The sequence below is a fragment of the Sorangium sp. So ce128 genome, from assembly GCF_051525245.1.
Classification (GTDB): domain Bacteria; phylum Myxococcota_A; class Polyangia; order Polyangiales; family Polyangiaceae; genus Sorangium; species Sorangium cellulosum_B.
Window position 1 is genome coordinate 1,391,659 of the sequence record NZ_CP150313.1, and the last position, 26,423, is coordinate 1,418,081.

Genomic DNA, 26,423 nt, shown 5'->3' on the forward strand with positions numbered 1-26,423 from the left:
GCTGACCTCCCGTACCGGCTCAATCCACTCAATCTGGGCCGTGCGAGGCTCAGCCGAGAACCGCGGTTGTGATCGTCGAGGCAGGGGGCACGCCGTCATGCGCGCGTTCACGCTCGGTTGCCCTCTCCTCGTCGTGACTTCATCATGGACGGCCAATCGCGCCTCGACGAGGGCAACTGTGGCGCCCGCCGCGCGCACACCGGTCAGGTACAGAGGGATTCACGAATGCCTCGACCTCGGCATGGAGGGCGCGGTTCGGCAGGAGCGCAGCGCTTGACGCGCGCTGCAGCGCCGTGGCACTGCTGTTCGCCGGGGAGGGTGCGATGTCGCCAGTTCCGCGTTGGTTGCTCCGGGCGTTGATCCCGCTCTGGATGTTTCTCACTTGCGTGCTCGCGTCGGGCGGGTGCCAGTGCAGCTTCGGCGAGCCGATTCCGGAGCCGCCTGGCCTCGTCGCCTGCCGGACGCAGCGCGCCCATGGCCCTGCCACGTCCCGTCCCGCGCCGGAGGTCGAGACCGCCGCCGCCGGCACCGTCCCCGGGGCGTTTTCCATCACGAGCACCGGCGAGGCCGTGTACACCATGGACCTGGCCTCCCCGCCCTCGCGCGCGGGCATGGGTCCTGGGCTCCAGCTCGTCTACCGCAGCGACGGCGGCGACGGCGTGCTCGGCAACGGCTTCTCCATCACCGGGCTGTCCGCGATCACGCAATGTCCGAAGAGCCTCGCGCAAGACGGGGAGATCCGCGGCGTGCGGTACGACGGCGACGACGCACTCTGCCTCGACGGCCAGCGCCTCGTCCCCGTGGGAGAGGGGCCGGGAACCATCGAGTACCGGACATTCCCGGATACCTTCGTCAAGGTGGTCGGTCACTACCCTCCGGAACGCGGCGCGCCCGCCGAGGCGCTCTTCTTCGAGGCGAATCTGCCCTCCGGCCGCGTCGTGGAGTACGGGCGCGCCGACGGCAGCAAGCCGCTCGCGCGAGGCGGCGTCCCGCGCGCGTGGCTCGCGAACGAGGCCCGTGACGGCCGCGGCAACGCCATGACGTACGCATATTGCCTCGCCGAGGCCGAGGACGGCCATACCGCCGAATATGCGGTGGACGAGATCCGCTACACGAGCTTCGAGGGCACGCCGTCGCTCGAGCCTTCCCGGGCGGTGCGCTTCGTGTACGGGACCAAGGACTCGGCCGCGGTTCGCATGGGCTACTCGGGCGGCATGGCGCTCCAGCGCTCGCTTCGCCTGGAGGAGATCCAGATGCTCGGTCCGGGCGACGCGCTGGTCCGGAGCTATGGTTTCCGCTACGAGCTGAGCCCGACGACGAGCCGGACGCTCCTCACCCAGGTCGAGGAGTGCGCGAGCGACGGGGTCTGCAAGCCGCCCACACGGTTTCAGTACAGCCGCGGAAAGCCCGGATTCGAGCGGCTCACGACGGACATCGACAAGCCGGTCTCCGAGAAGGCGAGCCCGATGGTGTTCGACATCGACGCCGACGGCCTCGACGATCTCGTGATTCCGGACATCGTCGCGGGGTCCAGCACGCCGTCGCATCCGATCACCGCGTGGGGGGTGGCGCGCAACCTCGGGCCCCGCGCCACACCGTCCTTCCTCGCGGCGCCGGAGCTCGCCTTCCTCCAGGATTGGCTGTTCGTCGCCGATCCGGATGGACCGTCCGACCCGGCCCTTCTTCAGCCCGAGCTCGGGACGGTGCTCGATTACAACGACGATGGGCAGATGGACGTCTTTCTCCACGACGTCTTCGACACCAAGACCACATGGCACGTGCTCCTGTCCCAGCCGGACCGGACCTTCGCACTTCACGACACGGGGATCCGCCGGCCGTTCCCGCTCGGGGTCACGCCTGCGCCGCCGAGCCTGAGACGACCCGGCGCCTCGGTGCACCTCGCCGATCTCGACGGCGACTCGGTGCCGGATCTGATCCAGTGCCAGGACCACGCCGAGGAGCTGGTACCGGACCCGCTCTCCGCCGTGTGGACCGTCCACCTCTGGAGGCCCGCGCGCGGCGCGACGTCCGCGGGATTCGACCCTACGGGCGAATCGATCGAGCTGCTCACCGGCTATCCATGCGCAATGGAGCTCCACACGCTCGACATCGACGCTGACAGCAAGATCGATCTCATCGTGCCCTCCGTGAGGTTGTTTGGTGACGGGACGGCCCTCATTGGAGATAGTTACGAGGCGATCATGCGCCGGGGCGAGGGACGCTGGGGGGTCATCGACACCAAGCTCCCTGTCGTGTGGCCCGGGGGCCGCGTCGTCTTTCTCGACGTCAACGGCGACGGCCTGCCCGATGCCGTCGAATCGGATGTCCATAGCCACCAGCTCTACACCTACCTCAACACGGGGCCGACGTTCGTGATGTCGCCGTTCCGGACCGTCGACGCGTTCAGCTTCGGCGATCTGCTGGGGGCCCCGGATCAGGACGCCCTTTTCCGCCTCGCGGTGCCGCTCGACTTCAACGGCGATGGACGGCAGGATCTCCTCATGCCCGTCCCACCAGGCATGCTGCTGAGTGGCTCCAATGTCCTCCCCTCCTGGGCCGTCCTGCAAGCGACGGGCGACCTGGCAGGGCCGCCGTTCAAGCTCGTCGACGCAGGGGTTCCTTTCGAGGCCAAGCTCGGTGACGCGATCACGCTCGCCGATCCGCACGGGCCGCGCACCGGCGATCTCAACGGTGACGGGGCCCAGGACGTGATCCTGCCGCTCGGCGGTGTGTTCAACGTCTTCCAGAACCTCTCGGCCGACCAGGATCTCCTGGTCGCAGTCTCTGACGGGATGAACGCGCACGAGCCGACCGAGCCGGGCTTCGTGCCCAACGTGAGCATCTCGTACGGCCACCTGACCGATGCGCCGGTCACGAGCGGAGGCGCGGAGGAGGATCCGGACCGGAGGAGCGCGCTCTACGTCGCGCGTTCCGGCGCGGCGGACGACTGCGGCTATCCGCGGCGCTGCGTCGTGGGCCCTCGCCGGGTGGTCAGCGCGTACGCGCTCAACAACGGCGCGGATCGAGCGAGGCGCTTCGAGGTCGGCTATCGCGACGGACGCTACCACCGGCTGGGCCGCGGATTTCTCGGGTTCGGCGAGCGGATCGTCACCGACCTGGACACGGGTGCCGTGACGATCGACGTCTACGACCACGTCACCTTCGACGACGAGCTGCAGATCTTTCCCTTCGCGGGGAGCGTCCAGCGGACGCTGCGCGGGGCTCCGGGGCTCGCGAGCCAGCCCAGGCCGGAGCAGATTGAGCTCTCGTTCAGCGACGTGACGCGGACGCTCGTGCCGACCAACGACGGCGCCACGTACTTCACGCTGCCCACCGAGCGCCGGGTGAGGCGAGCGCAAGGGGTCTATCCGCCCCCGAGCGGTGACGCGACCTCGATCGAGGCGTACGTGCGGGAGATCGAGCGCGGCGGCGACGGCGCGACGCTGCTGCGCGACTCGGTGTCGAAGGTGACGGACTTCGACATGTTCGGCAACGTGCGCGCCGAGGAGGTCTCGACGGAAGGCGTCGACCTGACGCTCGAGGTCACGCGGACGTTCAAGAACGACACCGAGCGCTGGGTGCTCGGCCAGCTTGAGACGCAGAAGGAGTGCAGCGCGGCGGCGGGGATGTCGCAGTGCCGGACCCTCACGCGAACGACAACGATCTACGGGGAGGTCGAGACCGAGTCCACCGAGAGCGACGACGGCCTGCCGGACACGAAGCTGAAGCTCACCTATGCGCGCGACGACTTCGGGAACATCACCAGCGTCACGGCGGAGGACGCCTTCGGGCACAAGCGCACATCCAGCACGGACTTCGACGAGGAGGGCATGTTCCCCGAGAAGTACGTGAACGCGGCCGGGCACGCTACGCTCGTGGAGTTCGACGACGCGATCGGCGTGCTCCTCAAGCGGGTCGATCCGAATCAGCTCGTGACGACGTGGGCGCACGACGGCTTCGGGCGGCTCGGCATCGAGAGGCGCCCGGACGGCACAACGACGACCGTCACCCTCGCTCGCAGCAAGGATGGTGGCCCGGACCAGGATGCGTGGCGGGTGAGGCAGCAGAGCATCACGACCGGCGGTGCCGACGATACGGTGGAGTTCGACAGCCTCGGCCGCCCGATCCGGTGGCTGGGATACGGGCCCGAACCGGAGCCGTCGGAGGGCTCGGGCGATGCGAAGCGCATCATGCAGGAGATCGGGTACGACGCGCTGGGCGAGCACATCGCGCGGCGCTCGGTGCCGGTCAGGGAGGACACGCCCGAGAGCGCGATCCTGTACGATCGCTACGAGTACGATGCGGCGGTCCGCGAGGTGCGCCATACGACGCCGTGGAACGCGGTCACGACGACGGCGTACGATGGCCTGCAGGTGCGCGTCACCGACCCGCTCGATCATGTGACGGTGACCGAGCAGGATCCGCTGGGGCGCATCAAGACCATCACCGACGCGGCCGACGGGATCACCCGTTACGCGTACGGCCCCTTTGGACTGCTGCACACGGTCACCGATCCGGGCGAGGCGGTGACGCGCACGACGCGCGACGCGTTCGGCCGTGTCCGGCAGCTCGACGACCCCGATCGGGGCACGACGGTCTCGATCCATGACGGCTTCGGCGAGCAGATCTCGTCGACCGATGCGCTCGAGCGAAAGGTCACGTGGACCTACGACGCGCTCGGTCGACCCCGCTCGCGCGTGGACCAGGACGGCGCGGAGAGCCTGACGACCACGTGGACATGGGACACCGCGTCGCACGGCGTCGGCAGGCTCCACACGCTCGCGAGCCCGGACGGGGACAAGACGTACGGGTACACGGGCCTTGGCCAGCTCGACACGATCGCGCTCCGCATCGACGGCGAGCGCTCTCCCCTGGAGGCCAGGCTGGGCTACGACGAGCTCGGCCGCGTCGAGACGGTCACGTACCCGGCGCCGGCCGGCGCGGCGCCGTTCGTCGTGGCCCACGACCGCGACGCGCACGGCCATGTGCTCGCCGTGCGCGACATCGGAACGAACCTCGCCTACTGGCGCTTGGCGGACGTGGACGACGCGGGGCGCTTCCGGGAGGAGGTGTTCGGCAACGGCCCCGTCACGGAGCGGAGCTACTTCGCGGACAAGCAGCGCCTGAGGCACTTGACGACGCAGAGCGGCGCGGGTGAGGTGCAAAACCTGGACTATGGGTTCGACGATCTCCTGAATCTCACGCGCCGCACCGACGCGCTCCAGCCAGAGAACACGACGGAGCGCTTCCGGTATGATCCGATCCATCGGCTGACCTGCGCGTACTTCGGCGATCTCGAGAGCGCGACGGCACCCTGCGCGCTCCGCTACGACTACCACCCGAACGGCAATCTCACCTTCAAGTCGGACGTTGGTGACCTCTCGTATGACGACCCGCTGCACCCGCATGCGAGCACCGGCGCGGGTACGGACAGTTACGCGCATGACGCTGTCGGTAATCAGACGGCGCGGCCCGGCGGCACGACGGTGCGCTATACGCCGTTCGACCTGCCGGAGCAGATCACGCACGGCGCGAGCACCATCACGTTCGGCTACGACGGCGACCAGCAGCGGATCCGCAAGACCACGCCGGAAAAGGAGACGCTCTACTTCGGCGATCTGTACGAGCGGGTCACCGAGGCGGCGTCGGGCGCCGTGGAGCACCGGTACCACGTCCACTCGCCGGAGCGCGTGGTGGCGATCGTGACCCGGGGAGGCTCGGACGACGGCACGCGCTACGTGCATGTAGATCACCTCGGCTCGATCGATGCGCTCACCGACGAGGACGGCGACGTGATCGAACGGCGGAGCTACGACCCGTTCGGGCAGCGCAGGAACCCCGTGTGGGGGGAGCGCCCGCCTGCCTCGTTCCCGAGCGAGACGACGCAGGGGTTCACCGGGCACGAGAGCGACGACGAGCTCGGGCTCGTGAACATGAAGGGCAGGATCTACGATCCGAGGATCGGGCGGTTCTTGACGACCGACCCGATCGTTTCGATTCCGTCCTTCGGGCAGAGCTGGAATCCGTACAGCTACGTGCGCAACAGCCCGCTCAATCACGTGGATCCGAGCGGGTTCCAGGAAGAGCCGGTGGAGGCGCCGATCCTGCCGGTCTACTCGGTGGTGCGCCCGGAACAATACGCCGTAGAGATCTTCTACTCGCCGCCGAAAGCAAACCAGCCTGAAGAAGGGCCGCGCGAGGCCGTGGAGGTCGGCGCCACGACGGCGCCTATCGACGTGGGCACGACCGGAAGCTCATCCGGGTACGTGCCGCAGCCGTTGACCGTCTCGCCGGAGCACTCGGGCGTCGGCGGCCCAGCCACCGTCGTCGGCCAGACCTTGCTGGGCGCCGCGGAGGGGACGCGCGACCTCGGAGCAGGGATCGGGCGGATGCTCGTGCTGAATGCGCTGACGCTCGGGATGTACAGCGGCTACGAGTTCGCCAGCGCGATGTGGGAGGGCTACGACGAGGACGGCCTCGTCGGCGCGCTCAACGCCGTCAACCCGCTCTACCACATCGGCCGCGGCGCGGCGGACACGGCCCTCGCCATCGATCGGGATGACTATCGGACAGCGGGCGCGGCGGGGACCAAGACGATGGTCCTCGCCGCGGCCACCGTCTTCGGGATGGGAAGGGGGCTGGGCGCGGCGGAGGGATCGGCGGTTGCGGCGGGGGCGGTACGAGGGGCAGGAGCCACTCGCGAGCTCGCTCAGCATATTGCCAACGTCGAACGTGTGCCGATGAACTTCAGACGAACGGTTGTGCTCGTCGAAACGGCCGAAGGACCGACGCTAGTTGCTGGAGGCGCGAGCGATCTATCCGCCGCTCAAATCGCTGCGGCTCAGAGGCTCGGGCTGACTCCAGCACCACCGATGCCAGGAGTTCATGCGGAGCCAACCGCAATCTTCGGAGCCGGAAAGCTCGGCCTGACACCTACGCGCGGCGTAACCACCAGCACCATTTGCACAGGCCCCGGTGGATGCACTGAGTTTATCGAAGGCCTCGGAGGCCGCGTCACCGGAAAGCACACATTCGAGTTCTAATCATGGAAGAAGACACCCTCATTGGCGCGATCATCAGACGAGCAACAGATCCGACGACCCGCACGGATTGGCCGGACCGAGACACGCCTGAGCTAGCTCCGTGCGCCACACTGGAGCAGGTGGAGCGAGCCGAGCAGGCATTGAAGTGTAAGCTCCACCCATTGCACCGAAGGCTGCTCCAAGAGGTCGGAAATGGTGGATTCGGTCCAGCGAATGGTCTCATTGGCTTACCGGGAGGCAAAGTTGATGACGACGGTCGATCGGTCGTAGAGCTCCGCGAGCAGCTCTTCGCAGACCCTACGGGTGCTGGTGTACCTGCGCAGGTAGTCCCTCTCTGCGATTGGGGCAGCGGCACATGGTCGTGCGTCGACGAAGACACTGGACATGTGCTAATGTTGGACGAAACAGGCCTCACCGACACGCAGATATCGCTTCATGACTGGATGGCTGACTGGGTCAATGGTGTTTCACTCGCGGAGAGGCTGTTCACATTTGAGGAGCGTTCAGGGATCAATCCGTTCACCAAGGCTCCGATGACCGCGCGACTTCGAAGCCGTCCAATCGGCGTGCCCTACCGTGGACGGACCAGCTGAACCGCCCGTTCAGCGCTCCGACGAGGTGCGGCACGCGCGGTGGATCGCACACCGTGATCGGGGCACGACTGCCTTTACCAGCGACGCGGCCGGTCGACCGCGCACGCGCGTGGGCCAGGACGGCGGCGAGCGCCGGACGACCACGTGGACCTGGGACAACGCGGCGCACGGCGTCGGCAAGCTCCACACGCTCACAAGCCCCGATGGGGAGAAGACGTATGGCTATACCGACCGCGGCCAGCTCGACACGATCTCGCTCCGCATCGACGGCGAGCGCTCTCCCCTGGAGGCCAGGCTCGGCTATGACGACCTCGGTCGCGTCGAGACGGTCACGTATCCGGCGCCTGCCGGCTCGGCGCCGTTCGTCGTGGCCCACGATCGCGACGCGCACGGCCATGTGCTCGCCGTGCGCGACAGCGGAACGAACCTCGCCTACTGGCGCTTGGCGGACGTGGACGACGCGGGGCGCTTCCGGGAGGAGGTGTTCGGCAACGGCGCCGTCACGGAGCGGAGCTACTTCGCGGACAAGCAGCGCCTGAGGCACATGACGACGCAGAGCCGCGCGGGGGAGGTGCAAGACCTGGACTATGGGGTCGACGATCTCCTGAATCTCACGCGCCGCACCGACGCGCTCCAGCCAGAGAACACGACGGAGCGCTTCCGGTATGATCCGATCCATCGGCTGACCTGCGCGTACTTCGGCGATCTCGAGAGCGCGACGGCGCCTTGCGCGCTCCGCTACGACTACCACCCGAACGGCAATCTCACCTTCAAGTCGGACGTCGGTGACCTCTCGTATGACGACCCGCTGCACCCGCATGCGATCACCGGCGCGGGCACGGACACCTTCGCGCATGACGCCGTCGGTAATCAGACGGCGCGGCCCGGCGGCACGACGGTGCGCTATACGCCGTTCGACCTGCCGGAGCAGATCACGCAGGGCGCGAGCACCATCACGTTCGGCTACGACGGCGACCAGCAGCGGATCCGTAAGACCACGCCGGAAAAGGAGACGCTCTACTTCGGCGATCTGTACGAGCGGGTCACCGAGGCGGCGTCAGGCGCCGTGGAGCACCGGTACCACGTCTACTCGCCGGAGCGCGTGGTGGCGATCGTGACCCGGGGAGGCTCGGGCGACGGCACGCGTTACGTGCATGTCGATCACCTCGGCTCGATCGATGCGCTCACCGACGAGGACGGCGACGTGATCGAGCGGCGGAGCTACGACCCGTTCGGGCAGCGCAGGAACCCCGTATGGGGAGAGCGCCCGCCTGCGTCGTTCCCGAGCGAGACGACGCAGGGGTTCACCGGGCACGAGAGCGACGACGAGCTCGGGCTCGTGAACATGAAGGGCAGGATCTACGATCCCAGGATCGGGCGGTTCTTGACGACCGACCCGATCGTTTCGATTCCGTCCTTCGGGCAGAGCTGGAATCCGTACAGCTACGTGCGCAACAGCCCGCTCAATCACGTGGATCCGAGCGGGTTCCAGGAAGAACCGGTGGAGGCGCCGATCCTGCCGGTCTACTCGGTGGTGCGCCCGGAACAATACGCCGTAGAGATCTTCTACTCGCCGCCGAAAGCAAACCAGCCTGAAGAAGGACCGCGCGAGGCCGTGGAGGTCGGCGCCACGACGGCGCCTATCGACGTGGGCACGACCGGAAGCTCATCCGGGTACGTGCCGCAGCCGGTGACCGTATCGCCGGAGCACTCGGGCGTCGGCGGCCCAGGCACCGTCGTCGGCCAGACCTTGCTGGGCGCCGCGGAGGGGACGCGCGACCTCGGAGCAGGGATCGGGCGGATGCTCGTGCTGAATGCGCTGACGCTCGGGATGTACAGCGGCTACGAGTTCGCCGGCGCGATGTGGGCCGGGTACGACGAAGACGGCCTCGTCGGCGCGCTCAATGCCGTCAACCCGCTCTACCACATCGGCCGCGGCGCGGCGGACACGGCGCTCGCCATCGATCGGGATGACTATCGGACAGCGGGCTCGGCGGGGGTGAAGGCGATCCTCCTCGGCGCGGCAACGGTGTACGGTGCGGGCAGAGGGCTGGGAGCGCTCGCGGAGGGGTCGACGGCGGCGGGAGCCGCGACGGCAACACCGAGAGCGTACTCGGTGGCGTTCGAGACCACCATCCCGAAGGCCGGGGTCGGCAGATACCCTGCGCACTTCGCCGCAGCGAATGAGAATCTGCTTCAAGCGATGGCAGATCCACAGCTCGCGCAAATGCTTCGTCAAACCCTAGGGCAACAGTTCGAGAGCACGGTCCTGAGTCCAACGGGTCGCGTTCTTGGAAGATCACCCACGGGGTGGACATGGCATCACGTTCCCGGTAGACCTGGTGTGCTTCAGCTGGTTCCAATCGAGCAACACGCGTCGGGCTCGTCCTGGCAAAATCTACTTCATCCAAACGGACAGGGAGGGATGAGTGAATGGGGACATCTCTACTAAAAGAAGTTCTTCAGGAGTGGGAAAAATACGAGCCCGATGACGACCTATATGTTCCATCCGGAACGAGCATCACCTTGAACACACCCGTCGTCATTCTTTCGTTCGATCGGCATCGTCCTCGGAGGGTCGAAGACCTCGAATACATCTTGAGTTTTGAGCAAGTCAGGGACGCCATCGTCGGGCTCGAGGCCCAGCTTCGGCGTGATACGTCGGCTGAAGAGCGGCTCGCAGCGGTTCTGCATTATGCGCGACATGACGCGTTCATCGATCCCCAGCACGTGTCGGTGGGTAAATCGCGGGAATGAATCGGCTCGTCGCGCGGAAACCGACCATGTCCAGGTCGTCGGTCCGATGCTGCGCAACGCGCCCCTCGGCCTGCTCTGCGCCGAGGTGCGCTTCCTCGCGTCTGAGTTCGCACAGTGGCTGCTCGCGTCGCGGTTCCGCCCGAGATGGCGCGCGCCACGCTCCCGCCGGTCTGCTTCGAGGAGCACGTGAACGCGGCCACACACATCACATCCGTGAGCCCGACGAGGTGCTCGGCCGCGTCGAGACGGTCACGTACCCGGCGCCTGCCGGCGCGGCGCCGTTCGTCGTGGCCCACGACCGCGACGCGCACGGCCATGTGCTCGCCGTGCGCGACAGCGGAACGAACCTCGCCTACTGGCGCTTGGCGGACGTGGACGACGCGGGGCGCTTCCGGGAGGAGGTGTTTGGCAACGGCGCCGTCACGGAGCGGAGCTACTTCGCCGACAAGCAGCGCCTGAGGCACATGGCGACGCAGAGCGGCGCGGGGGAGGTGCAGGACCTGGACTACGGGTTCGATGATCTCCTGAATCTCACGCGCCGCACCGACGCGCTCCAGCCAGAGAACACGACGGAGCGCTTCCGGTACGATTCGCTCCATCGGCTGACGTGCGCGTACTTCGGCGATATCGAGAGCTCGGCGGCACCATGCGATCTCCGCTACGAGGGCAAGCCCAACGGCAATTTCCCCTTCAAGTCGGACGTCGGCGCGCTCTCCTACGACGACCCGGCGCACCCGCACGCCGTCACCAGCGCGGGTACGGACAGCTTCAGCTACGACGCCGTCGGCAACCAGCTCGCGCGCTCGGGCAGCGTCGCGGTGCGGTACACGCCGTTCGATCTGCCGGACACCATCGCGCAGGGCGCGAGCACCGTCACCTTCGCCTACGATGGCGACCAGCAGCGGATCCGCAAGACAACGCCGGAACAGGAGACGATCTACTTCGGCGCTCTGTACGAGCGAATCACCGACGCGGCGACAGGAAGGCCGAGCACCGGTATCACGTCCACTCGCCGGAGCGGCTGGTGGCGATGGTGACCCGAGGTGGCGACCAGCCAGACAAGCGCTACATCCACGTCGACCACCTCGGCTCGGTCGATGCGGTCACCGGCGAGGACGGCGCCTCCTCGTACGCGCGCGCGAAGAAGCTAGTTGGTCAAGCGATCGTCAGGGCAGGCCGGGGCGAAGACTTACGAGCGATTTGCCGCGCCTGGTTGCTATGGACGTGCCTCCCAGCGTCCCCATTCGCTAGCGAAGGGTAATTGGAGCAGGGCGAGCGAGAGGGACTGTTTGAATCTGGGGATAGTGCGCCTTAGACAAAAGCCGGGGCCAGCGATGTTGTCGTCATGTTCGGTGGGATATGAAGCCAAGGCTCTCTCGTCGATGCCTTGACCGATGACCGCACCTATTCGCGGAAGCGAAGCGTCTTGACGGCGACGCCATCCTCCCCCCTGATCTCGTTGCCAGACCAATCCCAGCTCACGCCGCCCTTACCCGGCGGTCCCAGTTCATACCTGACGCCCTCAAGCGTAAGCTGGTCCTCGTCGAGGTAGGCAATGCCGATCGAGTCGCCGCCGCGTCCAGGGCCGCCGTAGCCGCCGTCGCCTCCTCGGCCTCCCTCGCCGCCGCCACACGACCAGGTGCCGTCCCCCACGGCCCCGCCGGGGGCGCCTCGGCCGCCGTCGCCGCCTCGCTCGGGCGGCCCGCCGTCACCACCTCCCCCGGCGTCGACCGTCGTGAGCAGGCTGTCGCGCACCGTCAGCTTGGCGTGAAGCACGGCGATGGCGATGCTCGGCTGGCCGTTCCCGCCCGGTTGGCCGCCTCGACCGCCGCAGCCCCCCGCGCCGCCTGAACCGCCGGCTGCGCCCCCCTTGGAGGCCACATCGCACACAGCGAGCCCGCCGCGACGCCCGCCTCCCCCGCCGCCGCCCTGGCCCGGCATGCCGCGGCCCCCCTCGGCTGCCTTGTCGCCCTCCCATCCGGTCTCCGTGAGCCGCCCGATGCCCTCGCCAGGTGCGCCGGCGGCGCCCCACTTGCCGGTTTTCCCGCTGAAGCCGACGCCGCAACCACCGTCTTCGCGGTCGCCGAGTCCTCCTTGCCCCTCGTGGCCGGGGTCCGGCGCGGGTACGGGCTCGCCGGCCTCCCCATCGCCAGCGCCGTCGGCGAGCCCGTCGCCTCCCTTGCCACCGACGCTCGGGATCCCGCCCTCGCACGGGTTCACCACCGCGGGCCCGCCGGCGACGGTGGCTGCCGAGCACGCATCCCCGCCGTAGATTCCGTGCGGCCCGTCGGGTGCCCGATTGAACCCGGGCCACCTCTCGCCAGAGCCGCCCCCATTTCCGTAGGACGCGCGGATCTCGCTCCGGGTGAGCTCCACCGCGGTACCCGACCGAACGAGCATCCCGATATAGGTTCCACCCGAGAGGTCGATGTGGTCGATCGTCGAGACGCCATCCGCCGCCCCGGTGTCGCCGGCGCTCGCTGGCTCGACGGTCAGATCGATGGCGAAAGGTTTCTCACGGACGTTGATGCTGGTCGTAACATCCTCGTCAAAGCGTTCAAATGTCTGGCAATGAAAGCCCCCGTAGAGGTCCACGCCGGAGGGTAGGAGGACGGCTCCTTCGAAGGCGTCGTTGCACGCGAACACCCTTCCTCTTCCGATGCGCGCCAGGGCAATCGCGCGCTGGAGAGAGCGGACCGGCTTGTTCTTCGTGCCTGGATTCGCATCGTCACCGCCATAGAAGGGCCCGGCAACAAACACGCCACAGCCGTCGTCCAACCGATCGGCGGCAAGGTGCTCGAGACAGACGGATTCCGGCGGTGCTTCGTCCTGGCACGACGATGTGAGCGTACACGGCGGAGCGTCGGCATCGATGGGGCCTGGCGCGCTCTCGCAGCCAACCGTGGCGAAGGGGAGAGCAAGGAGCAGGACAATCGTGCCTTTTGACATCATCGGTATTCCTCGACGGCGGCGCCGCGGCAAGCGACTCAATGGGGCGGCTCGTTGGTCGCACCGAAGCGATAGAGATGCCCCTGTGGACCAGCCGCGCCTCTGCCCACTTCGTCATCGGCGCTGGCGTTGCCTGCGGGGCCGCCGCCTCCGGGGCTTCCAACTTCGATGGTCGTGCCGGGCAGGATGGCCAGATGGGGGACCACATACGCGATGCCGACGGCAGCGCCGCCGAGCCCACCGCCGGCATCACCGCCGCGGCCGCCGTTCCCTCCGAAGCCGCCATCGCATGCGTCCCACATTTCGGTTCCAGCCAAGCCGTTGCCGCTGTCCCCGCCATGTCGTCCGATGCCGCCTAGTTGACCAGTTCCGCCGACCCCACCCTTGCCGCCGCTGCCCGCGACAACCTTCGTGGCGTCGAGTTCCAGCTCCGAGTCCTCCAGTGCAACGATGGCGATGCTCGCTCCGCCATAGCCGCCGCCCCGGCCTGCCTGGCCGCCGCAACCCCCGCTCCCCCCCGAACCACCGGCTGCACCGCTTTGAGGGCGGCCTACAGGGCACGCAACCATGGGCCCATGCGACTTGCTGCCGCCGCCGCCGCCCCCCCCTTGGCCGGCGCCGCCCTTCTTTCCATCCTCACCCCGGACACCCACCCATCCGTGGATGTCGAGGTAGCCTTCACCTGCCGCGCCGTCAGCGCGGCCACGACTGGCACCGGGCGCACCGTCTCTCCCCTTCGTGCACGGATCGCTGCCCGCGCCGAGCCCCGCAATCCCGTAGCCTTGCGGATTTTCCGCAGGCTCCGGCTGCCCTGGCGTACCATCGCGGCCGACCTCAAGCCCTCCGTCGCCGCCGTATCCGCTCGTCGACTCGCTCCCATCGTCGCACACGGTCACGACTGGCAGGGCGCCCACGGCGGCGTCCGCAGTGCAGGCGGACGCCCCATCGTTGCCCTCCATGCCATCCGTCGCTCGATGGCTGGGCGCGTCCTTGCCCGCCTCCCCATCCTTGCCGTTGCCCGCGATGACATCGCTCGACGCTACCCTCGCCTTGGCGCCCTGGCTCAAGATCATCGCGATCGACGACTTTCCATCGCTCGCGGAGGCGTCGGCCGCCACGGCGTGTACGCCGAAGATCACGGAGGTCGCGTCGTCCCCTGCGATGATTGCGTCGTTCCCCCCGAGGACCCGCAGCGGGATCCCCACCGTCGGAGCGATGATCGTCGGGTGATCCGGCCCGCCGAACGACCCCTCATACGACCACTCGCCGTCCTCGCAGAGCCGCCCGCCCCAGAGATCGACGCCCGAGGGCAACGCGAGCGCCTCCTCGAACCTCCCGCCGCACGCGTACACGCGCCGGGTCGCCGCCTCGCCGTGGCCTCGCCCGTGCGCGGCGAGCCGGACCGCGTGTTGCAAGGTCTTCACGGGCGCATCCTTCGTGCCGGGGTGCTTGTCGTCGCCGTGCTCGCCGACGAACACGCCGCACTCATCGAGCGCTGGCGCTGTGCTGGGCTCTCCCGCGCACGGGTCGAGCGGAGGCTCCGGCTCGGGGGGACACGCCAGCTTTTCCGAGCAATCATCGGAATAGCTAGCGCAAGCTGTCAGCGTACCAGCTCCCCACAGGCAGGCTGCCAGAGCGATGGCCGACCTCACGGCGCCTCGGCCTGCCAGCGCCGCCATTCTCTCGGCCCCCTGCGTGCTCACCATTTCCCCTCGATTCGCGCGCCGATTTCGCTCCCATTCGCCACGGGCGAGACATGGACTCGATCCCCAGCCGGTGTGAGTCCCAGGAAAGAGAAGTCCGTGAAGAATGACGCGGCGGTCATGGCCCCGAGGACACCGCCCGTGATCACGGCGGCCATCCCGGCCCGGCCGTACGTGTTGCGCGCGTCCTGAAGGCGCGCCAGCTCGCCACACGGCGAGCTCCGAGGCGCTTGCCAGCACATCGACGCGCTCGATGACGGCTCGCTTTGGAGCCGAGCTCTCCGGGCGCTCAGGTCGTCATCGAGCTTGCCCGCCCGAACGATGAGGATGGTGCCCACCGCCACGCCTGCCGTCGAGACGGCGATCCCCGTGATGCGCAGCGTCCCCGGCCAGGAGGCCCACGGGCTGGGAGCCTGCGCGCGCGCAGCGGGCAACCTGCGCGCGGAGGACGGCGCCGCTGTCGCGATCTCCTTGGCGCTGCTCGCCTCCTTGGCGCTGCTCGCCGCACTGCGGGGCAGCTGCATCGTGATCTCGTGCTCCGCGCCTGCCACGGCGAGGAACGAATGGAGCGCGTCCTCACGGCCCGGTGCGCGGGCCCGCACCATGTGTTTGCCCGGCTCGAAGAAGCGCGTGTAGGTCCGTGCAATCTCGCCGATGCGCTCGCCGTCGATGAACACCTCGGCGTCGGGCGGATCGACCCCGAGCACGAGCGTCGCTATGTGCCTCGCTGCCTCGCGCTGTCCTGCCTCGAATCGCCGCCGGAGCGCGTCCGGCAGCGTCTCGCGCTGTTCCAGGCTCCTGGAGAGGTGCTCGGCCGCGTCGCGATACCTGTGCAGCGCGACCTCGCAAAGTCCGAGCTCACCGGCGAGCTCCGCGCGCTCTCGCTCGGTGCTGGTCGCGGGGTCCGCGGACTCGAAAGCAGCCTTGTATGCCGCGTGCGCCTCGACCCACAGCCCGGCATTGCGCGCTCTCTGACCGCGGCGAACATGGTCCTTCACCGAGGAGCTGCCGCTCGGTTTCGCCTTCGCTTGAATGTCGTCCGCGCTGGCCGAGCGCGTGAGGCCTGTCGCGACCCCGAGCGCAAGAAAGATCGAGAGCGAATGCGCGATGCAACGCATCCAGCCACGCTAGTGATGTCGTCCACTTGGCGTCAACCGACAGAAATCGCCAGATTTTGGTCCGTTTTTGTGAGAATTTTCGGTCGGTTGGTGGAATGAGCTCAGCCGTCCGCCAGGGCCTAGGTGAATGTGGTTAATTGTCCTACTATAGGGCATGTTGTCCGACCAAAGTTGCTTGCCGGATCATTTCCGTGAAGCGTTTCGACCGGCTCAAGTGTGCTGCGTACCGTGGACAAGCCAGCGACCGTCTCCCCCGGCTTCGAGCTCTTCCGGCGTCTCGCGCGGCGCCACGGGGTGCCGGCGCGAAACGCCGAGGATGTCGCCCAGGAAGCGCTGCTGCGGGGGCTGGAGGCCGACAAGCGGCTCGACCCGGGGGGAGACCCGGCCCCGTACCGCGTCACGATCGCCATCAACCAGGCGCGCAACCATGTCCGTGACGCGCGCTGCCGCGGCGAGGTGCTGACGTCGTTCGATGAGTGCGAGATCCGGGACGAGTGCCCCACGCCGGAAGAGCTGCTCCGGAGACGGCAGCAGGAAGAGTTCACGCGGGAGCTGATAAACCAGCTCGATCCCAAGTACCGGGATCTGGTGATCAAGCACGATCTCCAGGAGGTCCCGCTCGCCGAGATCGCCGCCGAGCAGGGACTCCCGCTGGCCACGGTGAGGACGCGGCACTGGCGGGCGCACAAGGCGCTCCGGGTGCAGCGGGAGCGGTGGCAGGCGCAGGAGCGCTCGCAGGGAAGGGACGATCGCGCCTTCCTGTCGCTCGCGCTGGGTTTCCGCCGTCACGCGTCGTGGGTGGCCTCGCTGCGCCATCTGGGCGTGAGGATCCTCGTTCAGTGCGCGCTCGTCCTGCTGACCGGCGCGATCGTCTCCGCTGTGCCGCCCTTGGCCGATCTGGAATCGTGGCTCGGGGCGGCGGCGGTCCGCGCCCCTGTCGTCCCTGTCACCCCGCCCGCAGCTCAGGACGCTGCGGCGTCCCCTGCGCGAGACGGCGCGCACGGCGCCGCGGCGCCCGCCGCGCCGATCGCGCGCGAGATCTCGTCGCCAAGGGATCAAGGAAGCGCACGCACGCAGGCGGCGGCGAGCAGCACGCCCGCTCTCTCAACGAGGACCGATGGCCGGCCCGCGTCTCCGGCGAGGGCCGTTCGACCGACCATCAGCGAGCACGAGAGGAGCCTGATCAACCAGGCCCGGAGGGCTGTCGAGGCCGGCAACGCCATGGCCGACGTCGAGGCGCTCCAGCTGCTGAATGCCCACGCGCGGGAGTTCCCCGATGGGCTGCTCGCCGCCGAGCGCGAGGCACTTCTCAGACAGCTGCGCTGAGCCCTCGGCTGTCCTCTGACAGCAAGCAGGCGGTGACGCTGGTGATGTCTTCGGACAGCACAAGGCGACGATCCGCCTTGTTCCCGACAAGAACGGTCACGTCCAGGAAACGAAACGCGATGACGACGATGGAGGATGTGCTCAGTGCGATGTGGCTCATTTCGCCGCTCGGGCTCGCGATGATAGCCTGCGTCGCGATCGGCTTCGCGGTCACCGCGCGTGAAGCGCTGGGACGCGAGCGCGGGCTTCGCGAGGCGCGCGAGCACGCGCATGATGACGAAGAGGCAGCCCTCACCGATGCGAGGGATCAGGCTGCAGGGGAGCGGGACCGATACCGGCGCCTGCTGGACTGTCACGTCGATGCGGCGCTCGCAGAGCTGACAAACGTCCGCGCGCGCCCCATTCCCGGGCCAGGCAGGGTCCTCGAGTCGTTCTGCGCGACGAACCCTTCGTGGAGGAGAAAGCTGGCCGAGAGCACGGGGCTATCGCCGAGGGAGGTGGAGCAGTTGCTAAGGAACGACCTTCCCATGACGCCCGGCCTTGCCCGGCAGCTGGAGGACTTCACCGGCACGCCCGCTCGGTACTGGGAGCGCCTGTGGCGGCTGCACGACGACTACCGGACGCACGCAGAAGAGACCGTGGTCATCCAGGTCGGCGAGCCCGTCACCAGGCGCGAGAGCTCGGCGCGTCCCGCGTCGTCACCGGCGCCGAGCTCGGTGCCGCCGCCTCCGCCCACGATGCCTCCTGGCGCGCCCGACGTTCCTCCGCCCGTGGTGCCGTCTCCCGAGCTCGCGGCCAGGAGCCCGCGGGCGAAGCTCCCGCCGCCACCGCTGCCGCGGCTTCGGTCGCCGCTCCCTGTCCGCTCCGCCACGGGGGAAGAGGTCGTCCGCCGAGCTGGGACGTCGGCGAGCTTCCCGCTACAGCGTGAGGAAGGGGGGGCGAGCTCCGCCGACGCGTCGGATTGGGAGGAAGCAGAGCGCTCTCCGCTGAACACGACACTTCCGGGAGTAGGAAGCCATGGGTGAGCGCCGCCGTGCCTCGGATGCGGTGGACGTGGCCATGCGCCCCGAGGTACGCGTTGCATTCGATGCCATCGTGCAGCAATGTTCCATGATCAGGGACAGGCTGCGCCGGCTCCAGGTTCCAGAGTGCGACCGAGACGACGTCATGCAGGATATCCTGCTCTCGGCATGGAGGACGGTCGAGGCAGGAGGGGTCCCTGCGCCCGAGCACCTGTCGATGAAGCAGGCTACAAGACGCTGGCTGGATGTGGTCGTGTGGCACCATACGACGCACTACAGGGAGTTCCAGAATCGGTGGCAGAAAGGCCGCGATTCGTATGCGCATTCGGCGATCGATGACCTTATGCCGCCGCCGTCTGGGCGCGTGGAGGCGCGGCTCGGCCTCCGCAACCTGGAACGGATCGATCCCGCGCTGCGCGACGTCGTGATGGACTTCGCTTTGGGGCTCACCGCAGAGGAGATTGCGGCCGAGCTTGGTCAGAATCCCAATACGATCCAGGAGCGCCTGGCGCGCGGAAGAGACCAGCTCCGGAGGGTGCTGCACTTGAACGATGCCCCGACGCTGCCCGCCATCAGGAGCAAGCTGGCGAGCATGTCACCGCTTCGGGAGCCGAGCCGTGAGGGCTGACGTCTTGCTTTGGGAGCGGACGCCTTGTTGCCGAGCGGACTACGTGAGGGCCCGAAGATCCGGCTCTGCGGTGGTCGTCGTCGACCTGGATCTCGGCTCGCGGCGAGGCGACGGTTCACCTCGGCGATCGCAGGGCGCCGCTGCCCGCAGTCGCGCTCGCCGTCCGAGGGGACGACCTCGGTCACTCCAGATCAGGCCGCGCGCTGCCCATGCCGATGGCCCACGCCATCGTGTAGCGCGCGTTGATCTCGCACCGGGGGTTCCAGCGCAGCTCGCCGTGTTCGTCCTCCCAGCGGAATGCGTCGATTCCGAACGGCCCGAAATAGCCCGCGGCGGCGAGCGCCTGCCCCGCCTCGAGCGCGGCCTCGACGAGCCCCCGGCGCTCGCCGTCGCCGAGGTCGCCCTCGCCGGCCAGGGCGGCCCCGAGGTACGCCCCGTTCGCGTCGCAGCGCTGGACACACGGGTCGCCGAGGCGCACCGCGCCGCCGCGGGCGACGTGCCCGTGCAGCGAGAAGTCGCCGCGGCGCTCGACCCAGGGCTCGACCTGGAGGCCGCTGTCCGGCGACGCGGGATCGAGCGACGCGGCGGCCCAGGGCCGCGCATCGGGCGGCAGCGCGCCGCGGGCGACCCGGCGCCGGCCGCGCCCGGCGAACCCGAACGGCCGCTTGAGCAGCCAGTGGCCCGTCGGCGTGGGCTCCGCGATCGCGGCCTCGAGCTCGGCCAGAGAGGCGACGTAGCGCGCGCCGGGCAGCGTCTGGCCGAGGTCCGCGCAGAACCTCCGGTGGTTGACGCGCCGGAGCACGTCGAGCGGCGGCGCCTCCGCGAGCGCGACGCCGGCGCGGCCGAGGAGGCGAAGGGCGCGGGGCGTGGGGCACCACGCGCGGCCGACGAGCGGCGTTCCAGGAGGCGCCGGCGGCACGAGAGGCGAGGGGAGCTCGGGGCTGAGCACGACGTCGCCGGGGCGCAGCAGGGCCGAGACCCGGCCGGCGAGCTCGGGCGCCCGGCCGGCGACCGCGGCGCGCGGGGTGTACCCCGCGGGGCGCGCCAGCTCCTCGTCGGCGTCGAAGTTCAGGACCCAGGCGCTCGCTCGGTCCATGAGGCCAGCGCGTCGAGGAACGGCTCGGAGAGGCCGGAGCGGCTGCGGTCGCGGCGGTTCATCGGCTCGCCCCGCATGAGCAGCGGCGAGAGGGGCGGCGGGATGTGGCGCACCCACACGTCGAAATCGCTCGGCCCGCGCTGCGCGACGTCCTCCGGCCCGTGCGGCGCGGCTTCGCCCGCGCCAGCCGGATCGCCGCCGAGCGACGTGGGAATCGCCGCCTGGCCAGCGCTCCCGCTCGCCTGCGTGAAGCGGCGGAACCAGCGGACCCCGAAGCGCACGTGCGGGATCTCCTCCGCGCAGACCCGCTCCGTGAGCGCGGCGCCCTCGACGTCGCCGATGGCGCGGAAGCGCTCGGCGAAGCGCGCCGTGTGGTCGAGGTTGCCCCCCTCGAGGCCCATGCCCATCACGGCCACGAACTGCGCGGGCGACGCGGCGGCCGGCACCCGCGTCCAGAACCAGTCGCGCACAGGGAAGTCGCCGAAGCGGTGGCCGATCGCGGCGAGGTACGCGGCGTAGAGCCGCATGTGGCGCACCTCGTCGAGGGCAATCCGGACGAGGCCGCCGCGGAAGGCGCGCGGCGTCTCGGGGAAGGCGAGCAGCGCCCAGGCCATGAGCTCCGCCGCCTGGAGCTCGTGGTGCAGGAACGCGTGGAAGAGCTGCGCGCGGCGCGCCGGGTTGCGCAGCGCCTCGGGCCCCGGGCTCTTCTGCGCGCGCTCCGAGATGCGCAGCACGGCGGGCCGTCCAGGTCGCTCGAGGCGCCGCGGCGGGGCCGGCGCGGCGCCCGACGCAGACAGCGTGGCATCCGACTCCCAGAGGGAGGGCACGGGCGGCGGAGAGAGCTTGTGCTCGAGGTCGGTCGAGAGGACGTAATCCCAGGCCCAGCGCTCGACGGTGTCGGGCGGGGGCGGAGGCGGATCGCTGGGCGGCGTGGCGGGAGACATCATGGCACGGCGGGGCAGGGGGGACGCCGCTTCCTACCACAGCTCGACGTCGCCGGCGGAACGCCGTGGCATCCGCCCGGAGAGCGCCCCCATGGAGGCGTTAAATCTGGACTATTGTTGAATTTTATTCCGGCCTTCCCGCCTTCGTGGCCGCATCCGGCACGCCCTCACCGGGCGCACCCCGGCCGCGGGCAGCGGGGACGGCATGTCGGGCTATCTCGGTGCCGGTAGGTTTGCCTTCCGCACCGAGCGGTCGTAGTCGCGGCGCTCTCGTGGCTTTGGCGGGACGCTCGCGGTAGCGCCTGCGATCCGTCTCCTCGCCCGGGCCGCGCGCGCCGGCAGGAACTGCTGCGAGGGGGAGAATATTCCCCGATCCTCGCGGCTACCGCCGCGCAGCGTCGGGTCCTCGCGCTCGCGATGTCACGATGACAGAGGCCTCGGTGACTCGACGACATTTTGCCGGGGAATAGGCCGGAGCCGCGACATTTGCGCGGAAATGGCCGCTGGAGCAGCGTGGCTTACGCCTTGCTCCAGGGAGATCGCATGAAGGCGGAGCGGCGTTCCCAGGCGGTCGACAGGAAGCGCGAGGAGCAGACGGTGCTGGTCATCGGGGGCAGCGGCGGCATGTCGAGCCGCTACCGCGATGTGGTCGAGAAGCACGGCTGGTCGCTGCGCCATTACGAGAACCGCGTGCCGCCGGGCGCGCGCCACGGCGTGGGGCGGATCGCGCTCATCGTGATCATGGTGACGATGGTCTCGCACGCGCTGCGCGACCAGATGCAGAGCCTCGCGGCGGATGGCGCCCCCGTCGTGTACCTGCGCAGCGCCTCCGTCTCGGCGCTGCGGGCCGCGATCGAGCAGCGGTCCGCCTGACACCACGTCGCGCTGCCGCGGCGAGGAGAGGCCCTCTCCCCCGGAGCCGGCGTCGCGCCTCCTCTCCTGCTCCTCTCCTCTCCTCTCCCGACCCTCCTCGAGCATGTCTGTCCCGCGTTTCGACGCTCGCGCTGTCACGGTGACAAGGGCCTTTGCGATTCGAGGACAATTTGCCCAGGAATAGAGTCCGATAACGAGGATTTCGCCGGAAATGGCGAGCTGGAGAGCGTGGCTTGCGCCTTGCTCCAGGGAGATCGCATGAAGGCGGAGCGGCGGAGTCAGGGGAGCGACAGGAGGCGTGAGGAGCAGACGGTGCTGGTCATCGGGGGCAGCGGCGGCATGTCGAGCCGCTACCGCGATGTGGTCGAGAAGCACGGCTGGTCGCTGCGCCATTACGAGAACCGCGTGCCGCCGGGCGCGCGCCACGGCGTGGGGAGGATCGCGCTCATCGTGATCATGGTGACGATGGTCTCGCACGCGCTGCGCGACCAGATGCAGCGCCTCGCGGCGGACGGCGCTCAGGTCGTGTACCTGCGCAGCGCGTCCGTGTCCGCGCTGCGGGCCGCCATCGAGCAGGCGGCCGCCTGACGGGGCGCGCCGCGCCCGCGCGAGGAGGGGCCACGCAGCGCTCAGCGCACGCCGACGAGGCGCTGCATCAGGCGCTGGAACTCGGGGACCGAGAGGTCGATGTGCTCGACGACGCGGCCGTAGAGCGTGGCCGTGGGCACGTTGCGGCCGTTGAACTCCTTCTCGAGCTCGGAGAGCTTCCACAGGATGATGCGCTCGGCGCGGGTCAGGCCGTCGCGCACGTCCGGGAGCTCGTCGAGCGGGGATCGCCTAGGGGGCATGGTCAGGCTCCGAGATCTGGCGTTCGTGGGCCGCGCTCACTGCACGACGCCGAGCACGCGCTGCTGGCGCGCGAGCTCCGCCGCGTTCTTGAGCGCCTCGAACAGCTCGCGAGACGCCGGAAGCCCCCGGATGACGAGCTCGGGATCGCTCGCGTCCTTCGTGAACACGCGGATCTCCGCGACGTCGAGCAGCCGCTGCATGAACGTCTGGCGGAGGTCGATGTCGAGGACCCGCCAGAGCTGCAGGGTCTCGATCCGGCGCGTGAGCAGGCCGGCCTCGTAGTCGATCGTGCGATCGGTGATCTTGTAGCGGAGGCTCTTGCGCTTCCAGTGCAGGATGCCGAGCCAGATGAGGCCCACCAGCACGAGCGAGAGCACGCTCGCCGCCACGTAGGACCAGAACCACGCCTTCCAGCTCGGTGTGCCCTCGAAGAGGACGCGCGCCGCGCCCGGCGCGGGGGCGAGCGCGCCGCTGGCGTGGGCGAGCGCGCCGCCGGCGTGGGCGAGCGCGCCGCCGGCGTGGGCGGCGGGGGCGAGCGGCGCGGCGGGGGCCGCGGCCACCGGCGCTCGCTCGTCGAGCATGCTGCCGCAGAATCGGCACTTGATCGCGGCGTCCTGGATCTGCTCCGCGCAGAAGGGGCAGGGCTTCACCCCGACGAGTGTAGTCTACATCCCGGGCGTGAGATCCACGGCAACCACCAAGCTTCGCGCCGCGTTCTCCTACATCCGAACATTTACGTGGTCGTGAACGTTTACGTGGTCGTGGTCGTGGTCGTCAACGGTAGGCCGTGAACGACCACGACCACGACCACGTTCACGTCCACGTTCACGACCACGTTCACGTAAACGTTCACGTCCACGTAAACGTTCACGTTGCCCCCCGGCCCCCGGCGGCGAGCGCCACCTTTCCCGCGCGCCCCAGCCGCCGGATCGCCGCCTCCCTCCGCAGGGCCTCCCCCCTGTCGGCCGCCGCCTCGACGTGGACCAGCGCGAGCGGCCCCCGTCCGCGCGTGTACCGCGCCCCGCGCCCCGCCGCGTGCTGCGCGAAGCGCGCCTCCACGTCGCGGGCGATCCCCGTGTAGAACGACCCGTCTCCGCAGCGCAGGATGTAGACGTGCCAGGCCGCTGTCACTCCTTCGGCCCCTCGTTGTAGCCGCGCGGCCGGTACTTCGGGTCCACTCCGCCGTGCGTCGCGCCGTTGTCGAGCGTGTCGGTCGCGAGGTACGCGAGCCACGTCCCGGGGTGCTCCTCCGCGAGCCGCCGGAGCTCCGCGTCGTGCGCCGCGAGCCGCTGCTCGTCGTGCAGGCACTGCAGCGCGAGCGCGATCAGGCTCAGCTCGTTCGGGCCGAGCTCCATGCCGCGCTGGTAGTGCGGGAAGGCCTCGTCGGGGCGGTGCATCCGGCAGAGCGTGTCGCCCGTGTACACGTGCGCCATCGGCCACGTCGGGGCGAGCTCCATCGCGATCTTGCTCTCGGCGAGGCGGGTCTCGAGGTCGCCGCGGGCGCCCTTCATCACCGAGTAGTTGAGGTGCGCCTTGGCGCTGTTCGGGACCGCCTCCTTCGTCGCCGCCCAGAAATCGAGGTCGTTGCGGTAGTCCATCGCGTGCCGGTAGGCCTGCGCGCACTGGAAGCCGAAGAAGAGCACGAACAGCGCCGGCGTCACCCACGCCCTCCACGACCAGCGCGCGCGCGGCGTGAGGGTCGAGCCCGCGAGCGCCTCGTGGAGCCACGAGAAGGCGACGGCGAGCACGAGCGACGAGCCGATGGCCGGGAAGTACCAGAAGCGCTCGGCGCGCACCGTCGGCAGGACGACCGGGATGTTCGAGTGCGGGAAGTAGCTGACAACGACCCAGGTCAGCCCGATCGCCGCGATGCACAGCCCCGCGTAGCCGCGGCGCAGCGGCACCCAGGCGCTCCGGTCCGCCGTCGCCGGGCAGGGCAGGGGGCGCGCGCCCTCGACAAGCAGCCCGAGCCCGAGGAGGAACGCGGGCAGGAACGGCAGCGGCCAGAGCACGAGCGGCAGCGCCCGGAGCAGCGGAACGCGCCCCGCCGGGCGGAGCACGTGCCAGTCGTACGCCGCGAGCGCCGCCGCCGCGATCGCGAGGAGCGCCCCCGCGAGGAGCAGCGGCCACCTCCGCGACGTCGCCTGGCCGCCGTCCACCAGGAAGGCGGCGCGCACCGAGCGCCGCTCGCGCCGCTCCAGGTGCTCGCGGCGGAGGGCCGCGATCCAGAGCGCGAGCGAGCCGAGCGGGGGCAGCACCATCATCGCGGCGCCGGCGACGCTGCCGAAGAAGACAAGCCTGTCCGGCACCGGCTCCTGCGGGTACGAGTAGTCGCCGCTCAGCGTCCACGGGAACACGATCTGGGTGAGGCCCCGCCAGTAGACGCGCAGCGCGCCGGCGATCCGGTGCGGCATGTCCGCAGCGCCGAGCGGGTTGTTGAGCGGATCGCGCGGCAGGGGCGCCTGGTGGAACCAGACGAGCGCCTCGTGGAGCGCGCGCTTCACGAGCGGCGCGCCCTCGGGGAGCGCCGCGGCGAGCTCGGCCGGCATGGGCGCGGGGAACCAGCGCCGCCGGAGCTCGACGTAGAGCACGAACGCCGCGCCCGCGGCGAGCAGCGCGAGCAGCGCCCGGACGAACCGCGCCGGCCGCGTGGGGTGGGTGAGCGGCGCGGCGATCAGCGCGGCGAACGGGACGAGCGGCACGCAGACGAGCGCGCTCTCCTTGGAGAAGAGGCCGAGGAGCACGGCCGCGAACACGCCGAACGGCATCGCCCACGCGGGCAGCGCGAGGGCGGCGAGGGCGGCGATCGCCCCCATGCCCCCGAGCACGTCGGCGATGCCCACGATGCCGCTCACCGCCTCGGTGAGCACCGCGCAGCCGACGAAGAGGAGCCCTGTGAGGTACGCGAGCCCGCGCCGCCGCGTGAGCCAGAACGTGACGCACGTGAGCAGCGCGCCGTTCACCGCGTGGAAGAGGACGTTGTAGAAGTGGTGGAAGAACGGCTGCTTCGTGACCGCCCAGATCGTGCGCCAGAGGAAGTTCGGCAGCGGGCGGTAGGAGCCGACGCTCCGGTCAGGCGGCAGCCCCCAGAAATCGCGGTGGATCGCCTCGAGGAAGCCGATCCCGCCCTTCGCGTTCACGTACGGGTTGGCGAGGAGCGCCTCCTGCTCGTCGAAGATGTAGTTCGTCGACGGTGCGCGCGTGAAGAGGATGACGGCGACCAGCGCGAGCGGCGCGATCGCGGACAGGAACGTCGGGTCGAGCCCGAGGAAGTAGTCGCGCACGCGCCGCGCGGCGTCCCCGAGGAAGGACGGCGTGGCGGGCGGCCCTGCCGACGGCGGCAGCCCGGAGGACGGCGGCGGGCCGAAGGACGGCGGCGGCCCTGCCGACGGCGGCGGCCCGAAGGACGGCGGCGGCCCGGAGGACGGCGGCCCGTACGGCGTCGTCGTGTCGTCGTCGAGCGCGCTGGACATGGGGTCGCGCGCGGCGGCAGGGGACGGGGGCCGATAGGTCACGCCGCGC

Annotated in this window: 20 protein-coding genes; 10 read left to right on the forward strand and 10 right to left on the reverse strand. The window is 69.6% G+C overall.

Going from position 1 to position 26,423, the window contains the following annotated elements:
* Positions 1–323 precede the first annotated feature (323 nt).
* The 5 genes from WME82_RS05325 to WME82_RS05345 all read left to right on the forward strand — a co-directional run bounded on the left by WME82_RS05325 (position 324) and on the right by WME82_RS05345 (position 11,430).
* Positions 324–7,043, forward strand: a complete 6,720-nt coding sequence (locus tag WME82_RS05325) for an RHS repeat-associated core domain-containing protein (protein ID WP_438044860.1) — start codon at positions 324–326, stop codon at positions 7,041–7,043.
* A 2-nt stretch (positions 7,044–7,045) separates the two neighbouring features.
* Positions 7,046–7,636 (forward strand): SMI1/KNR4 family protein, encoded by a 591-nt coding sequence (locus tag WME82_RS05330; protein WP_438041927.1) that lies wholly within the window; start codon positions 7,046–7,048, stop codon positions 7,634–7,636.
* Between the two features lie 109 nt (positions 7,637–7,745).
* On the forward strand, positions 7,746–10,088 hold the full coding sequence (locus WME82_RS05335) for an RHS repeat-associated core domain-containing protein (protein WP_438041928.1): 2,343 nt from the start codon (positions 7,746–7,748) through the stop codon (positions 10,086–10,088).
* A complete protein-coding gene (locus tag WME82_RS05340) occupies positions 10,070–10,393 on the forward strand; it encodes a DUF7716 domain-containing protein (RefSeq protein WP_437914970.1) in 324 nt (107 codons plus the stop codon). Before WME82_RS05335 ends, WME82_RS05340 begins: the two co-directional genes overlap by 19 nt.
* 227 nt (positions 10,394–10,620) lie before the next feature.
* Positions 10,621–11,430 carry a hypothetical protein gene (locus WME82_RS05345; protein WP_438041929.1) on the forward strand — a complete coding sequence of 270 codons (810 nt, stop codon included), beginning with the start codon at positions 10,621–10,623 and terminating at the stop codon, positions 11,428–11,430.
* A gap of 367 nt (positions 11,431–11,797) precedes the next feature.
* Here the strand turns inward: WME82_RS05345 and WME82_RS05350 are convergent, their stop codons facing one another.
* The 3 genes from WME82_RS05350 to WME82_RS05360 form a co-directional block, all read right to left on the reverse strand.
* Entirely contained in the window at positions 11,798–13,345 is a 1,548-nt protein-coding gene (locus WME82_RS05350; protein WP_438041930.1) for a hypothetical protein, read from the reverse strand.
* A gap of 35 nt (positions 13,346–13,380) precedes the next feature.
* Positions 13,381–14,820 (reverse strand): hypothetical protein, encoded by a 1,440-nt coding sequence (locus WME82_RS05355; protein ID WP_438041931.1) that lies wholly within the window; start codon positions 14,818–14,820, stop codon positions 13,381–13,383.
* Positions 14,821–15,041: 221 nt separating this feature from the next.
* Positions 15,042–16,163, reverse strand: a complete 1,122-nt coding sequence (locus tag WME82_RS05360; RefSeq protein ID WP_438041932.1) for a hypothetical protein — start codon at positions 16,161–16,163, stop codon at positions 15,042–15,044.
* 228 nt (positions 16,164–16,391) lie between these two features.
* On the opposite strand from WME82_RS05360, the gene WME82_RS05365 reads away from it, so the two are divergent.
* A complete protein-coding gene (locus tag WME82_RS05365; protein ID WP_438041933.1) occupies positions 16,392–17,489 on the forward strand; it encodes an RNA polymerase sigma factor in 1,098 nt (365 codons plus the stop codon).
* Here WME82_RS05365 and WME82_RS05370 read toward each other — a convergent pair.
* Positions 17,473–17,703, reverse strand: a complete 231-nt coding sequence (locus tag WME82_RS05370; protein ID WP_438041934.1) for a hypothetical protein — start codon at positions 17,701–17,703, stop codon at positions 17,473–17,475. The genes WME82_RS05365 and WME82_RS05370 overlap by 17 nt on opposite strands.
* Before the next feature lie 313 nt (positions 17,704–18,016).
* Here WME82_RS05370 and WME82_RS05375 point away from each other — a divergent pair, with 313 nt between their 5' ends.
* Complete coding sequence (locus tag WME82_RS05375) at positions 18,017–18,514, forward strand: hypothetical protein (protein WP_438041935.1); 498 nt, start codon at positions 18,017–18,019, stop codon at positions 18,512–18,514.
* Positions 18,507–19,139, forward strand: a complete 633-nt coding sequence (locus WME82_RS05380) for an RNA polymerase sigma factor (RefSeq protein ID WP_438041936.1) — start codon at positions 18,507–18,509, stop codon at positions 19,137–19,139. Before WME82_RS05375 ends, WME82_RS05380 begins: the two co-directional genes overlap by 8 nt.
* Before the next feature lie 181 nt (positions 19,140–19,320).
* On the opposite strand, the gene WME82_RS05385 is transcribed toward WME82_RS05380, so the two are convergent.
* Both WME82_RS05385 and WME82_RS05390 read right to left on the reverse strand, forming a co-directional pair.
* Positions 19,321–20,235 carry a hypothetical protein gene (locus tag WME82_RS05385; protein ID WP_438041937.1) on the reverse strand — a complete coding sequence of 305 codons (915 nt, stop codon included), beginning with the start codon at positions 20,233–20,235 and terminating at the stop codon, positions 19,321–19,323.
* Entirely contained in the window at positions 20,208–21,182 is a 975-nt protein-coding gene (locus WME82_RS05390) for a ferritin-like domain-containing protein (protein WP_438041938.1), read from the reverse strand. The genes WME82_RS05385 and WME82_RS05390 overlap by 28 nt, the downstream gene beginning before the upstream one ends.
* A gap of 510 nt (positions 21,183–21,692) precedes the next feature.
* Between WME82_RS05390 and WME82_RS05395 the strand changes: the two genes are divergently transcribed.
* Positions 21,693–22,052 carry a DUF2325 domain-containing protein gene (locus WME82_RS05395; protein ID WP_437992587.1) on the forward strand — a complete coding sequence of 120 codons (360 nt, stop codon included), beginning with the start codon at positions 21,693–21,695 and terminating at the stop codon, positions 22,050–22,052.
* Positions 22,053–22,280: 228 nt separating this feature from the next.
* Entirely contained in the window at positions 22,281–22,640 is a 360-nt protein-coding gene (locus WME82_RS05400) for a DUF2325 domain-containing protein (protein ID WP_438041939.1), read from the forward strand.
* A gap of 41 nt (positions 22,641–22,681) precedes the next feature.
* Here the strand turns inward: WME82_RS05400 and WME82_RS05405 are convergent, their stop codons facing one another.
* From WME82_RS05405 to WME82_RS05420, 4 genes are all read right to left on the reverse strand, one after another.
* Positions 22,682–22,900, reverse strand: a complete 219-nt coding sequence (locus tag WME82_RS05405) for a hypothetical protein (RefSeq protein WP_012233609.1) — start codon at positions 22,898–22,900, stop codon at positions 22,682–22,684.
* Between the two features lie 36 nt (positions 22,901–22,936).
* Positions 22,937–23,551 (reverse strand): PH domain-containing protein, encoded by a 615-nt coding sequence (locus WME82_RS05410; protein WP_437914980.1) that lies wholly within the window; start codon positions 23,549–23,551, stop codon positions 22,937–22,939.
* A 217-nt stretch (positions 23,552–23,768) separates the two neighbouring features.
* A complete protein-coding gene (locus tag WME82_RS05415; RefSeq protein WP_438041940.1) occupies positions 23,769–24,032 on the reverse strand; it encodes a GIY-YIG nuclease family protein in 264 nt (87 codons plus the stop codon).
* Positions 24,029–26,416 carry a tetratricopeptide repeat protein gene (locus tag WME82_RS05420; protein ID WP_438041941.1) on the reverse strand — a complete coding sequence of 796 codons (2,388 nt, stop codon included), beginning with the start codon at positions 26,414–26,416 and terminating at the stop codon, positions 24,029–24,031. Before WME82_RS05420 ends, WME82_RS05415 begins: the two co-directional genes overlap by 4 nt.
* Positions 26,417–26,423: the final 7 nt, after the last annotated feature.